We start from the raw sequence: 13496 nt of genomic DNA, 5'->3' as shown, positions 1-13496 counted from the left end.
AATTATAGCTCCAATACTTTGTAATCTTCATTTTGTTTTTCATATTCTAAATATGCTCCGGTTACGGGTAGTACGATTTCTACGTTATAAGGTTCTTTTTTCAATTTTAAACGGACGTCACGAACGGATTCACCTTCGATAAACATTGTTTTAGTATTCTCCCTAATTGGAACCTCTGATATGGTTACTTGATAGTATACCTTAAAAACCATTTTAATCTCTCCTCACTTGTTTGCATTGCTTTTTTCATTATATATAAAAACAACAATTTTTTCATGTTTTTCAACATCATGTAAAAATAAACCCAGCTCCGCCATAAAAACGGAAGGGGTTTGATGAATTAAATATACCAATGTCTAAAAGTATATAAAAAAATAGATGGTCGATTCTGGTATCAATCCAATTGTAGCTTCCTCTATCTTATATCCTATCCGTTTTTGCCATGTGTAAAACTTAAATCATGGGATCTTTTTTTCGTAAACGATTTCTTTCTAAATTAATACAGTACCACTGTGTACATCGTTTCATGAAAACACGACGACTCATATTTTTGATTGAAATATGTATTCACCTGACCATATAAAAGCCAAGATAGAAAGAATGCTTAACAAGAACTTTACAACAAGGAAGAAGCCCTCCGCAAGTTTTTGAAGGGCTGTCCGAAAAAAATTCGCATATGGATGACGGCCAAGGCAGGAATGAGTGGCAAATCATGCGATAGATTTTTTTCTTAAAAGATCATTCCACTGTTTAACAAGCTTTTTACGAAGCTTTTTTAACATGGCGATCACGCTCCCTTAGTTATTATTGTATAGGATTATTCAATAATGTAAATACGTCTTTACAGGTACTTGGCCCATTTTTGAAAAAAAAGGCTCATTCAAACAAGCAACCGGGATTTTAGAGGCAGGAAGGATGGGAGAAGTGTAATCTGGAAAGCCTGAGTTGTTTTCTATTAAGAATAGTATATGCTCATTCCTGAATAAAAAACGTAACTTTGAGTTGAATCCGATTGAGTTACTTGACTTATCTTGATGACAATTATTAAATGGGTACATATTAAAAAAGGAAAAAATGAATGAATTGGAAGTGAATCGTTAGTGAAAATCGTATTCTTTGATATTGACGGAACATTGCTTGATCATGACAAAAAGTTACCTGCTTCAACGAAAAAAGCCATTAAGCAACTGCAGGATAGCGGGGTTTTTGTAGCGATTGCCACAGGAAGGGCTCCTTTCATGTTCGAGTCTTTAAGGGAAGAGCTTGGCATCGATACATTCGTAAGTTTCAATGGACAATATGTTGTTTTTGAAGGGAAAGTCGTTTATAAAAACCCTTTGAGCATACCTGAGATAAAACGGCTCCACGAACATGCTGAGAATAATGAAATACCGATCGTCTTCATGAATGAGGAGACAATGAAATCGAGTGTTCCACATCATAGCCGAATTGAAGAAGCATTAAGCAGCCTGAAGTTTCCCCACCCTGAACATGTGGCAGATTTTTATGAGGGCCATGATATATACCAAGCCTTATTATTCTGCTCGGAAGATGAAGAAGGGAACTTTGTTGGGAAATATGATGACTTTCACTTCATTAGATGGCATGCGTATTCGACGGATGTACTTCCATTCGGGGGTTCAAAAGCTGAGGGCATTAAAATATTAATGGAAAAAGTCGGGTTTGCTCTGGAGGATGTTTACGCCTTTGGAGATGGCTTAAATGATATAGAGATGTTAAAAGTAGCGGGATATGGCGTGGCAATGGGGAATGCCGGTCAACTTGTGAAGCAAGAGGCCGACTTTGTAACGAAGGATGTCGATGATGATGGCATACTTTTTGGTTTGAAGGAACTTGAACTGATATAAAAAACAACACCCCCGTCAACCAACAGATGGGGGTGTTGCTTATTACGTTACCTTTCCACCGCAATTGAATTTTCCGGAATGGCATATGGGTCTTCCGGATTGATATGATCATAAAACATGATTCCATTAAGGTGGTCGATTTCATGTTGAAAGCAAATGGCTGCGATGCCTTTTAGGCGGAGTTGAACCGATTTTCCTTCCAGGTCCGTACCCACAACCGTTATTCGAGCATAACGGGGCACATAGCCGGAAACGGGACGATTTACGGAAAGGCAGCCTTCTCCGGATGTCAAGTATGCTTTTTCCACTGAATGGCTTATGAGTTTAGGGTTGAAAAGTGCATAGCTATACAGTTGATCATCTTTTTCTTTCAAATGAACAGCGATCATCCTTTTTGAAACATTCACCTGTGGTGCAGCCAAGCCAATTCCTGCCCTTAACCCGTATAGAGCAGCAATATCGGGCTTCTGGCTGTTTTGGACATATTCCATCAAGCTGGCTAAAAGTTGCTTATCTTCATATGATGCCGGAAGCGGAATCTCTACCGCGACTTGCCTTAAGATTGGATCGTCTTCATTAACAAAATCATCCATGGTAAGCATAATCTTTCACCCCATAAAAATTCTTATAATATGTATAGGTTATTTTAACAAAAAAAATGCTGAAAGTTAATGGATAACCTAATGAAAGAAAAATGGAAGGGATGGAATCAAGTCGATTATTTCCTATCCCAGCCATAATTTTATTTACGTGTTAAGGTCTATTTAAAAAAATAAATCATTTTTTGTGAATCAGGGTAAATAGTTAACATTTTCGGGTATAGGTAATAGTAATTATCTGTTTAGCATAAGCAAGCGCCGACAATGATTAGCAAAATGAACAGGACAATGATTATGGCAAAGCCGCTTCCAAAGCCGCAGCCTCCACCATCTCCATAACCATAGCTGGGTGCAACGGAAACCGGATAACAACATTCCTGGTTGGAACCTCCATACATAATTTCATACCTCCGTTTTTGTATTATTTAAAATGCTGACCACTCTGATTTGAAACGGTCCCTACAGCCTATGCAGTATGGTTTAAAGGGTGTAGGCTAGCGCCCAGTAATGAAAAAAACCTGTTCAGAATATGATTGTAACAAGTGTCTGCGGCTTATAAGGGAATTTAGAGAAATATGAATCTTCGAAGAACTATCAGAAGGAGCTGTCTATGTTGAATCGTTTTGGTCCATATGTTATTTTACTTCTTTCTTTAGTGATCTTGACTGGTTGTTTTAATGGTTCACCAGAAGAAAGAATCCACAAAATCCTAGAAAAAACTGCAGAAAAGGAAAGTGATTTCACCGAGCATCAAGAGCCTCTTAATGATTTGGAGAAAAAAGAAAAAGAAAAATATGAGAAAATCATTAAACTTGGATTGGATGATTATGAACAGATCGTTGAGCTTTCAGATGAAGCAACCAAGAATATCGACCAACGGGAAAAAATAATTGAAAAGGAACAAAGCAGTATGCAATCCTCCAAAGAACAATTCAATCAGATAGATGAACAAATCGGGAAAATAGAGGATGAAAAGATAAAAAAAGAAGCGACTGATATGAAAAAGGTCATGAGGGAGCGCTATAGCACTTACGATAATTTATACGAAGCTTATCAACAAAGTCTGGCATATGATCGTGAATTATATGAACTTTTTAAAAAAGAGGATTTGAAAATGGATGAATTACAAGTGCAAATCAAGAAAATCAATACCTCTTATACAAAAGTTTTGAAAGCGAATGAGGAATTTAATGCATTAACGGAAAAATCAAATCAAAAAAAAGAAAGTTTTTATGATAGTTCCGGCATAGAAATGGCAGATTCAACAAAATAATATAAATAATGATGGGCTGTGATCCTCACTCACAGCCCATATTTTGTTCAATCTAGTACATTTATGGACTAAAATGGTCTTTTTTGTGCAACCAGCTTGAAGTGAAATTTTCATACCTGTACTAAAAAAAAACGATAACTAAAAATCTAACAGCAGACTTATATGAAAGCGTTTGAATATTTTTTTGGAATATTATTTTAAAGGCTCAAATGCCTTTAGTTAAAGCGGTTTTGGAATCGATCTGATATGCCGGGGAATTGAAATGTTATCCTTCGCCATCCTTAAATTGATAAATAAGGAAAATTTAATAGTACAGTTGTAAAGTGAAAACTAATACAGTGGAGAAGTATGAGTATTGGAAATTCTATTAAATCAAAATTATAAGGAACTCCAAGTGATTGACTTGATGTTAATTCATCTTGTAAACTTAATCTATAAAAATTCTTGTATCATTTTCCTTGATTTTTTTTATAGTACAGAATAAGATTGAGACATATTAAGCATATCCACGTTTGAGGGATTGGTCTTAAGGGAAAAATAAAAGAATGAATTGTTGAAGAAACTAAAAAGCAAACTATTTTTGCTTTATAGAATAATAATAGCAAACCTTTTTAATGAAAGGATGAGGTGCCAAATGGCTCAAAAAACTAAACAAGCTAAACAAGCTAAAATTAATGTTCAGGATCAGCTTAAGAAAGTAGAAGAACAATTTGAAACTTTTCAAATTTTAAATGAAGAGGGAGAAGTCGTTAATGAAGCGGCAATGCCTGATTTAAGTGATGAACAATTGCAAGAATTAATGCGTCGTATGGTTTATACACGCATCTTGGATCAACGTTCTATATCGCTGAACCGTCAAGGTAGATTAGGTTTCTATGCACCGACTGCTGGTCAAGAAGCTTCTCAAATCGCTTCCCAGTATGCTTTGGAAAAAGAAGATTTCATTTTGCCTGGTTACCGTGATGTTCCGCAAATCGTTTGGCATGGCCTGCCGCTTTGGCAAGCATTCTTATTCTCCCGGGGACATTTTAAGGGAAATCAAATTCCTGAAGACGTCAATGTAATTTCTCCTCAAATCATTATCGGGGCTCAATATATCCAAGCTGCCGGAGTGGCTCTTGGATTGAAGAAACGCGGGAAAAAAGCTGTAGCGATCACATATACGGGTGACGGTGGAACCTCACAAGGTGACTTCTATGAGGGAATTAACTTTGCAGGTGCATTTAAAGCGCCAGCTATCTTCATCGTGCAAAATAACCGTTTCGCAATCTCGACTCCGGTTGATTTACAATCAGCAGCGAAAACATTAGCCCAAAAGGGTGTGGCTGCAGGTATTCCTGGAATCCAAGTTGATGGTATGGATGCATTGGCCGTATATACAGCAACTAAAGAAGCACGCGAACGTGCAATTAATGGTGAAGGCCCAACATTGATTGAAACATTAACTTACCGTTATGGACCGCATACGATGGCTGGGGATGACCCGACACGTTACCGTACTTCTGATATGGATAACGAATGGGAACTGAAAGATCCATTGGTGCGTTTCCGCAAGTTCTTGGAAAACAAAAAACTTTGGAATGAAGAACTAGAGAACGAAACGATAGAAAAAGCAAAAGAAGATATTAAAGAAGCAATCAAATTGGCAGATGCAGAACCTAAGCAAAAGGTTACAGACCTAATTGAAAACATGTTTGAAGAAATGCCTTATAACTTAAAAGAACAATATGAAATTTATAAAGAGAAGGAGTCGAAGTAAGCCATGGCTCAATTGACGATGATTCAAGCAATTACAGAAGCATTACGTACAGAACTTAAAAATGACGAGAATGTACTCGTTTTTGGGGAAGATGTTGGTCTTAATGGAGGAGTTTTCCGTGCAACGGAAAATCTTCAAAAAGAATTCGGCGAAGATCGTGTATTCGATACACCTCTTGCTGAATCTGGAATCGGTGGATTAGCGGTCGGTCTTTCTTTACAAGGTTTCCGTCCTGTTCCTGAAATTCAATTCTTCGGATTTATATATGAAGTAATGGATTCCGTAAGCGGTCAGCTTGCTCGTATGCGCTACCGTTCAGGCGGACGTTACAGTGCGCCGGTTACAATTCGCTCACCTTTTGGCGGTGGAGTTCATACTCCTGAAATGCATGCTGATAGCTTAGAAGGTTTAATGGCACAGCAACCAGGGTTAAAGGTAGTTATCCCTTCCACTCCTTACGATGCAAAAGGTTTATTGATTTCAGCGATTCGTGATAATGACCCTGTCATTTTCCTTGAGCACATGAAATTGTACCGCTCTTTCCGTCAGGAAGTTCCTGAAGAAGAATATACAATCCCATTAGGAAAAGCAGATGTGAAAAGAGAAGGAACGGATTTATCCATTATTACTTATGGTGCGATGGTACAGGAATCCATTAAGGCAGCTGAGGAATTGGCTAAGGAAGGTCATTCCGTCGAAGTGGTCGACTTACGGACTGTATCTCCATTGGATATTGATACAATCATTGCTTCTGTAGAGAAAACTGGACGCGCTATCGTTGTTCAAGAAGCACAAAAGCAAGCTGGTATTGCAGCGAATGTTGTAGCGGAAATTAACGAACGTGCCATTTTGAGCTTGGATGCACCAGTACTGCGAGTGGCGGCTGCTGATACGGTATTCGCGTTTTCACAAGCTGAAACAGTATGGTTACCTAATTATAAAGACATTATTGAAACGGCGACTAAAGTCTTGAAATTTTAACAATCTTAAGTATTGGGAATGAATGTCCTGCATGGGAAAGTAATTTCGCATTATCGGTAATGCAAGATAAAGGACTTTATTCAAAGCACTAAGTATGATTTAATATAGGAGGTTGAACTCAGTGGCATTCCAATTTAGACTCCCTGATATCGGAGAAGGTATACACGAAGGTGAAATAGTGAAATGGTTTGTAAAACCAGGAGATAAGATTCAAGAAGATGACGTGCTTTGCGAGGTTCAAAACGACAAGGCCGTTGTTGAAATCCCATCACCGGTGGAAGGTACCGTTGAAGAAATCCTTGTTCAAGAAGGAACGGTTGCCGTTGTTGGCGATGTACTTGTAACATTCGATGCTCCAGGTTATGAAAATCTTCAGTTTAAAGGGGATCATGGAGAAGAAGCGAAGGCAGAAGGCGAGAAGGATACGGAGTCCCAGGTTCAAGCAACTGCTGAAGCTGGACAGGAAGTCAAGAAAGAGGCTGCTCCGGTTCAAGAAAATAATGGAGTAACGGGCGCGGGATCACAACCACAGGTTGAGGTGGATCCTTCACGACGTATTATCGCCATGCCTTCTGTTAGAAAATATGCACGCGAACAAGGGGTAAATATTCGTGAGATTTCTGGTTCTGGGGATAACGGCCGCATCATGAAAGAAGACATCGATGCTTTCAAAAACGGCAAAACGGCTCCACAGCAACCAGCAGCTCAAAGTGAAGCTTCACAACAAAATGATACGGAAACAACTGAAAAACAAAAAGTGTCAATTCCAGAAGGGCAATATCCTGAAACTCGCGAGAAAATGAGCGGCATGAGAAAAGCGATCGCCAAAGCAATGGTTAAATCCAAACAGACAGCTCCGCATGTAACATTAATGGATGAAGTCGATGTGACGCTACTGGTTGCTCACCGTAAGAAATTCAAGGAAATTGCTGCAGAAAAAGGAATCAAGCTTACATTCCTACCTTATGTTGTTAAAGCGTTAACAAGTGCATTGCGTGAATTCCCTATGCTTAACACATCATTTGATGATGAGGCTAGTGAGATTATCCATAAACACTATTACAATATCGGAATTGCGGCAGACACAGACAAAGGACTGCTCGTTCCAGTTGTAAAAGATGCAGATCGTAAATCAACTTTTGCTATTTCACAAGAAATTAATGAATTAGCGACGAAAGCTCGTGACGGTAAATTGGCTCCTAATGAAATGAAAGGTGCTTCTTGCTCCATTACGAATATCGGTTCCGCAGGCGGTCAATGGTTCACACCTGTAATCAATCATCCAGAAGTAGCCATTCTAGGGATTGGACGCATTGCCGAAAAAGCAATTGTACGCGACGGGGAAATTATCGCCGCTCCAGTTCTGGCATTATCACTGAGCTTTGATCACCGCATGATTGATGGAGCAACAGCTCAACATGCATTGAATCATATCAAAAAGTTATTGAACGACCCAGAATTATTGTTAATGGAGGCGTAAACAATGGTAGTAGGAGATTTTCCAATCGAAACAGATACTTTAGTGATCGGTTCAGGCCCAGGGGGATATGTTGCCGCAATTCGCGCAGCACAGCTTGGACAGAAAGTAACGGTCGTTGAAAAAGGAACAATCGGCGGAGTTTGTTTGAATGTAGGCTGTATCCCATCGAAAGCGTTAATTTCAGCGGGACACCGTTTCCATGAAGCTCAGCATTCAGAAGACATGGGTATCTTTGCAGAAAAAGTTACTGTTGATTTTTCTAAAGTACAAGCTTGGAAAGGTACTGTTGTAAAAAAATTAACTGGCGGAGTAAGCAGCCTGTTAAAAGGTAATAATGTTGAGGTAGTAACAGGTGAAGCTTATTTCGTTGATGAAAACAGCATCCGTGTTATGAATGAAGACTCAGCCCAAACATATACATTTAAAAACGCAATCATCGCTACTGGTTCATCACCAATCGAGATTCCGTCATTTAAATATACGAAACGTGTACTTAATTCTACTGGTGCTCTTGCTTTGGAAGAAGTTCCAAGTTCGATCGTAGTAATCGGTGGAGGTTACATTGGTACTGAGCTTGGTGGAGCTTTCGCAAGTTTTGGCACTAAAGTAACTATTCTTGAAGGTACGGAAGAAATTCTTTCTGCAGGCTTTGAAAAACAAATGGCAGCACTTGTTAAACGTAACCTTAAAAACAAAGGTGCTGAAATTGTTACAAAAGCAAATGCTAAAGGCGTGGAAGAAACTGAAACCGGCGTAACCGTTACTTATGAAGTAAAAGGTGAAGAGAAAAAAGTCGAAGCTGATTACGTTTTAGTAACTGTGGGACGTCGCCCTAATACTTCGGAAATCGGTCTTGAACAAGTTGGAATCAAAATGACTGACCGCGGTCTAATCGAAACTGATAAACAATGCCGTACAAGCGTGAAAAACATCTATGCTATCGGTGATATCGTTTCTGGACCTCAATTGGCTCATAAAGCTTCTTATGAAGGTAAAATTGCTGCAGAAGCCATTGCAGGACATTCATCTGAAATCGACTATCTTGCTATCCCGGCTGTTGTATTCTCTGAACCGGAACTTGCTTCTGTCGGTTATAATGAAAAAGAAGCGAAGGAAGCTGGAATCGAAGCGCTTGCTTCTAAGTTCCCATTCGCTGCAAATGGACGAGCTCTTTCATTAAACAATACGGACGGATTTGTGAAGCTTATCACTCGCAAAGAAGACGGATTGGTAATAGGAGCACAAATCGCAGGACCAAACGCATCTGATATGATTGCGGAGCTTGGTTTAGCTATCGAAGCAGGAATGACTGCCGAAGATATCGCGATGACAATCCATGCACATCCAACTTTAGGGGAAATTACAATGGAAGCTGCTGAAGTGGCCCTTGGAACTCCTATTCACATCATTAAGTAATGTAATTGATTTTAAAAAAAGCGTACTGCCTAATGCAGTACGCTTTTTTGTATTGGCCAGATGATGACATCCCCATTCAAGTTTTTCTTCTCACTAGTTAAATGAAAAGAACAAAAAGGGCATAAGCTATAAAAAGGACTTCTTACTTTTTTCCTTAAAAGGGTTTGAAAAAGGTAATAGAGGATAAAAAATAAGATGAGCGATGTGCTAAAGGAATATTTTTTGCCAATAAAAGGATTATGGCTGATATATTCATATTAAAATGAGGTGGATCACTTGAAAAATTATCTGGTAATCCTCTTTCAACTAATTGTATGGAGTGGGTATACATTAGTTGAATGGCTGTCTGTTAACGATCGATTCGTTTTCAAAGTATTCATGTTTCTGGTCTTTTCTTATTTAGCCATTTACATTGGTAAAATAATTTTAAAATCCAATAGACGAACCATGCTTGTTACCGTGATAAGCCTTTTATGTTACGGGATTTTGCAACTCCTTTTGGAAACGCTAGTACCCGTTTATTGAATTTTTCGTAAGTCTCAATGACACAAGAAACCACGGAGGAATCATGATTAACAAAGTAGTAGCATTATTTACCTTAGTATCTTTTTTATTGATGGCTTGTAATGATCCGAGTTCCGGTCAAACTGAAAATGAGACTGAAAAAAGCGTGGAAACGACAACAACGGTCCATGATGAAAGCCAGCAAGAGAAAGATTTGAAAAAAGAAACGTCAAAAACAATTGGCGAAGGGAATGTAAAGGCAGAATATCGCGTGGATAAAGAGAATTGGTCATTTAAACCCATTGGGGATGCAAAACCGAAAGTGGTGTTGTTAACATTTGATGATGCACCTGATAAATATTCTCTGGAAATCGCCCGAACCCTGAAGCGACTTGAAGTACCTGCGATATTTTTCGTGAACGGTCACTTTCTTGAAAATGATGAAAATAAAGCGATGCTGAAAGAAATTCATGAAATGGGTTTTTCTATCGGCAATCATACATATTCCCATGTGAATTTAAAAGAGTTGACCGAAAAGGAACAAGAGCGGGAAATCGTTAAATTGAACAATTTGGTTGAGGGTATTATAGGGGTACGCCCTAAGTACTTCAGGGCGCCATTTGGATCGAATACCGAGCATTCAAAAAAAGTCGCTGAGAAAGAAAAAATGTTGGTCATGAATTGGACATACGGATATGACTGGGAAAAAGAGTATCAGGATAAAAAAGCTTTATCGGAGATCATGTTGAACAGCCCTTATTTAGGAAATGGTGCGAACTTGCTGATGCATGACCGGAAATGGACCAGTGAAGCGATAGAGGATATCGTGAAAGGTTTTCAAAAGAAAGGTTATGAGATCCTTGATCCAAAATTAATTGAAACGCCTGCATGAGCCAATTTCGGCATCTGCAGGTTTTTTATTTCCTTGGATAATAATACATCACCCGTTTATTGAAGAGGTGTAGCTGCGCCCGTAATTTCTTTGCAAGGAACTTGCACAATTCATTAGCCTTTCCCTTATCACCGAAAGTTGCAGTTTCAGGGAGGGTGAATTGGATATAGGATTGAATCCGCTCTGATCCATCTTCATCCTTAACGACTTCCTGGTCAACGCCTATCAATATCATGTGGTATCGATCTTCTTTGGATTGGAGGTATATGACCTTATCTTTCATTCTTTCCGGTTCTTTCATTTCATAAGGAAATGCTTTTTTATCATAGTCCCAATCCAGTTGCTTTCCGGTTTTCGCTGTGATCATTTGATAATAGCTCAGCAATTCTTTCACGTCTTCGATGGTTACAGTCCCTTTAGCGGACTCAGGAACAAGTTTGATATAGGCATTTTCAGTCATGTGGATCCCCCTTAGATAGATAGGATATAAGAATATATTAACATTTTATGGATGTATTATATACATATCTATATGTAAATTAAAAGGCGAAATTCCTATTTCACCTTGCTATGCTGAAGCAAGGAGTGTATGTAATATGTAAAAAGAGCTCCAGGGCCCTTTGTTTATAAAAAATTCTCGTGTTTTAATAAAAAGAATCAGTCTAACGAACGATTGGAATCCATTTCTTCCAACATTACATTTTATTAAATGGGAAAAAGTATATATGTTATACTTTTTAGCTTGAAATAATAAATGTGTTATATTATAATTCATATAAAGCGGTTACATTACGTAATTGATGCATACAATATAGAGGAAGGGGTTGTAAAAATGGGAACTATCGTATGTCAAACTTGCAATAGCACGATTGAACATTTTGAAGATGAAAAAGTAAGTGTACTATATACACACAATCACAACTGCCAAAGCTGTGATACAGCTGCCTCTGAAAAATAAATGGAAAAAGGATTTTAAGATTAATAGAATTTAAGGGTGTTTCAGGATTGTAACCTGGAGCACCCTTTTTATAGAAGTTAATGAAGGGAAGTTCTTCGGTTTTTATCGGGAGCTACTTGCTTCATAATAAAATCGGTAAAAAAACCAGAGCAGTACATGCTCTGGTTTGATGGGATCAATCAATTTTTAATGATGCGTAAATATTTTATTTCTGGGTCCTCAGGGCCTTGAACAGGAAGGCCGGCCTCGATATTTTTCCGGATGTAATTGATATTATCTTCAGTAATCAATTCACCTGGTATGAAGATCGGGATTCCCGGCGGGTAAACCATGATGAATTCAGCGCTAATTTTGCCGACAGATTCCTCAATGGGAACCACTTCGGTTTCTGCGTAAAATGCCTCCCTGGGTGATAAAGCCAATGGTGGTGTATCAGGAAGCAGGACTTCAATTTTTTCATGTTCAGCCGCCATTTCCTTAAACTCATCCGATAAGTCTCTAAGGGCAGCAATCAGCAGGTCCGCTTCTGTTTTTGAATCTCCAGGAGTTATCAGGCAAAGAATATTGTACAAGTCAGATAGTTCCACTTCGATATTATGCTTTTCACGAAGCCATTTCTCAACGTCGTATCCGGTAATATTCAATTCCTTAATGGATATGATCAATTTAGTCGGATCATAACTAAAGGCTGCCTCACTCTCGAGAATTTCGCTGCCGACACAGTAAAGATAAGGAATCTCATTAACGGCCTCACGGATATACCCTGCGAGATTGATCGCTTCATCGATCATTTCCCTGCCTACCGTCGCAAGTTGTCTTCTAGCTGTATCCAGGGAAGCCAGAAGGATATAGGAGGTTGAGGTGGTTGTGAGCATGCTCAATATGGCTTGAACACGATTTGCAGAAACTAAACCAGTCTTAACATTTAATATGGAACTTCCAGTTAGTGAACCGCCCAGTTTATGAACACTCGTTGCAGCCATATCTGCTCCAGCTTGCATGGCTGACATCGGCAAGTCTTCATGGAAGTGTATATGGACACCATGTGCTTCATCTACGAGTACTGGGATTTGGTGGGAATGAGCAACTTCCACTATTTTTTGCAAATCAGCCGAAATGCCGAAATAGGTGGGATTGATGACAAGCAATCCTTTTGCATCGCTATGTTCCATTAAAGTTTTTTCAACGGCATCGACTGTGATTCCGTGTGAAATGCCCAAATCTTTGTCTATTTCAGGATTGATGAAAATGGGAACAGCTCCGGAAAATACAATGGCAGACATTACGGATTTATGTACATTCCTTGGGACGATGATTTTGTCCCCAGGTCCGCATACTGTCATGACCATCGTCATGATTGCTCCACTTGTTCCTTGAACGGAAAAGAATGTGTGATCTGCCCCAAAAGCTTCAGCGGCAAGATCCTGAGCGTGTTTAATGATCCCCTTTGGCTGATGGAGATCATCGAGTGGAGCGATATTGATTAAATCTATGGATAATGCATTTTCTCCAATGAAATTACGGAAATCAGCGTCCATTCCTTTTCCTTTTTTATGACCTGGAATATGAAATTGAACGGGATTTTTTTTTGCATGCTGCAATAAGGCAGTGTATAAGGGTGTTTCATTCTGTGACAATTCTTTGTGGCCCCTTTTCAATAAAATAGGTACGAAATATTTGGGAGTATATACTCCCTCTATTTACGATCGTATGTTTCTCCGATTCCATTCGTATGGTTAGTAAGCTTGTGGATAGACATAAAACAT

13 protein-coding genes are annotated in these 13496 nt (G+C 38.9%); 8 read left to right on the top strand and 5 right to left on the bottom strand.

Features of this window, described 5'->3' with window-relative positions:
- Positions 1 to 2: 2 nt before the first annotated feature.
- Positions 3 to 212: a DNA-dependent RNA polymerase subunit epsilon gene (locus tag BS1321_RS05105; RefSeq protein ID WP_063231994.1), complete on the bottom strand. Its 210-nt coding sequence runs from the start codon at positions 210 to 212 to the stop codon at positions 3 to 5.
- Between the two features lie 888 nt (positions 213 to 1100).
- On the opposite strand from BS1321_RS05105, the gene BS1321_RS05100 reads away from it, so the two are divergent.
- The gene (locus BS1321_RS05100) at positions 1101 to 1868 is read left to right on the top strand and encodes a Cof-type HAD-IIB family hydrolase (RefSeq protein WP_232522769.1); all 768 of its coding nucleotides are present in this window, start codon (positions 1101 to 1103) and stop codon (positions 1866 to 1868) included.
- A 47-nt stretch (positions 1869 to 1915) separates the two neighbouring features.
- Here the strand turns inward: BS1321_RS05100 and def are convergent, their stop codons facing one another.
- Positions 1916 to 2470: a peptide deformylase gene (gene def, locus BS1321_RS05095; RefSeq protein WP_063231992.1), complete on the bottom strand. Its 555-nt coding sequence runs from the start codon at positions 2468 to 2470 to the stop codon at positions 1916 to 1918.
- A gap of 239 nt (positions 2471 to 2709) precedes the next feature.
- Positions 2710 to 2865: a YjcZ family sporulation protein gene (locus tag BS1321_RS05090; RefSeq protein ID WP_063231991.1), complete on the bottom strand. Its 156-nt coding sequence runs from the start codon at positions 2863 to 2865 to the stop codon at positions 2710 to 2712.
- A 212-nt stretch (positions 2866 to 3077) separates the two neighbouring features.
- On the opposite strand from BS1321_RS05090, the gene BS1321_RS05085 reads away from it, so the two are divergent.
- The 6 genes from BS1321_RS05085 (at position 3078) to BS1321_RS05055 (ending at position 10772) form a co-directional block, all read left to right on the top strand.
- Complete coding sequence (locus tag BS1321_RS05085; RefSeq protein ID WP_063231990.1) at positions 3078 to 3740, top strand: YkyA family protein; 663 nt, start codon at positions 3078 to 3080, stop codon at positions 3738 to 3740.
- Positions 3741 to 4374: 634 nt separating this feature from the next.
- Positions 4375 to 5499: a pyruvate dehydrogenase (acetyl-transferring) E1 component subunit alpha gene (gene pdhA, locus BS1321_RS05080; protein WP_063231989.1), complete on the top strand. Its 1125-nt coding sequence runs from the start codon at positions 4375 to 4377 to the stop codon at positions 5497 to 5499.
- Between the two features lie 3 nt (positions 5500 to 5502).
- Entirely contained in the window at positions 5503 to 6480 is a 978-nt protein-coding gene (locus tag BS1321_RS05075; RefSeq protein ID WP_061462266.1) for an alpha-ketoacid dehydrogenase subunit beta, read from the top strand.
- A gap of 121 nt (positions 6481 to 6601) precedes the next feature.
- Positions 6602 to 7960 carry a dihydrolipoamide acetyltransferase family protein gene (locus tag BS1321_RS05070; RefSeq protein WP_063231988.1) on the top strand — a complete coding sequence of 453 codons (1359 nt, stop codon included), beginning with the start codon at positions 6602 to 6604 and terminating at the stop codon, positions 7958 to 7960.
- A 3-nt stretch (positions 7961 to 7963) separates the two neighbouring features.
- Positions 7964 to 9376 (top strand): dihydrolipoyl dehydrogenase, encoded by a 1413-nt coding sequence (gene lpdA, locus BS1321_RS05065; RefSeq protein WP_063231987.1) that lies wholly within the window; start codon positions 7964 to 7966, stop codon positions 9374 to 9376.
- A 568-nt stretch (positions 9377 to 9944) separates the two neighbouring features.
- A complete protein-coding gene (locus BS1321_RS05055) occupies positions 9945 to 10772 on the top strand; it encodes a polysaccharide deacetylase family protein (RefSeq protein ID WP_063231985.1) in 828 nt (275 codons plus the stop codon).
- A gap of 25 nt (positions 10773 to 10797) precedes the next feature.
- On the opposite strand, the gene BS1321_RS05050 is transcribed toward BS1321_RS05055, so the two are convergent.
- Complete coding sequence (locus tag BS1321_RS05050) at positions 10798 to 11232, bottom strand: DUF1885 family protein (RefSeq protein ID WP_063231984.1); 435 nt, start codon at positions 11230 to 11232, stop codon at positions 10798 to 10800.
- A gap of 372 nt (positions 11233 to 11604) precedes the next feature.
- Here BS1321_RS05050 and BS1321_RS05045 point away from each other — a divergent pair, with 372 nt between their 5' ends.
- Positions 11605 to 11730, top strand: coding sequence for a GapA-binding peptide SR1P (locus tag BS1321_RS05045; RefSeq protein ID WP_072272684.1), 126 nt, complete (start codon positions 11605 to 11607; stop codon positions 11728 to 11730).
- 179 nt (positions 11731 to 11909) lie between these two features.
- Here the strand turns inward: BS1321_RS05045 and BS1321_RS05040 are convergent, their stop codons facing one another.
- Entirely contained in the window at positions 11910 to 13367 is a 1458-nt protein-coding gene (locus BS1321_RS05040) for an aminotransferase class I/II-fold pyridoxal phosphate-dependent enzyme (protein WP_063231983.1), read from the bottom strand.
- Positions 13368 to 13496 lie beyond the last annotated feature (129 nt).

The organism is Peribacillus simplex NBRC 15720 = DSM 1321, from assembly GCF_002243645.1.
In the GTDB taxonomy this organism is placed as follows: domain Bacteria; phylum Bacillota; class Bacilli; order Bacillales; family DSM-1321; genus Peribacillus; species Peribacillus simplex.
This window is presented reverse-complemented; position numbering and strand designations above follow the sequence as displayed.

Coding starts and splice junctions, on each gene's coding strand:
- BS1321_RS05105 (WP_063231994.1), bottom strand. CDS start 212: ATGGTTTTTAAGGTATACTATCAAGTAACCATATCAGAGGTTCCAATT.
- def (WP_063231992.1), bottom strand. CDS start 2,470: ATGCTTACCATGGATGATTTTGTTAATGAAGACGATCCAATCTTAAGG.
- BS1321_RS05090 (WP_063231991.1), bottom strand. CDS start 2,865: ATGTATGGAGGTTCCAACCAGGAATGTTGTTATCCGGTTTCCGTTGCA.
- BS1321_RS05085 (WP_063231990.1), top strand. CDS start 3,078: ATGTTGAATCGTTTTGGTCCATATGTTATTTTACTTCTTTCTTTAGTG.
- pdhA (WP_063231989.1), top strand. CDS start 4,375: ATGGCTCAAAAAACTAAACAAGCTAAACAAGCTAAAATTAATGTTCAG.
- BS1321_RS05075 (WP_061462266.1), top strand. CDS start 5,503: ATGGCTCAATTGACGATGATTCAAGCAATTACAGAAGCATTACGTACA.
- lpdA (WP_063231987.1), top strand. CDS start 7,964: ATGGTAGTAGGAGATTTTCCAATCGAAACAGATACTTTAGTGATCGGT.
- BS1321_RS05055 (WP_063231985.1), top strand. CDS start 9,945: ATGATTAACAAAGTAGTAGCATTATTTACCTTAGTATCTTTTTTATTG.
- BS1321_RS05050 (WP_063231984.1), bottom strand. CDS start 11,232: ATGACTGAAAATGCCTATATCAAACTTGTTCCTGAGTCCGCTAAAGGG.
- BS1321_RS05045 (WP_072272684.1), top strand. CDS start 11,605: ATGGGAACTATCGTATGTCAAACTTGCAATAGCACGATTGAACATTTT.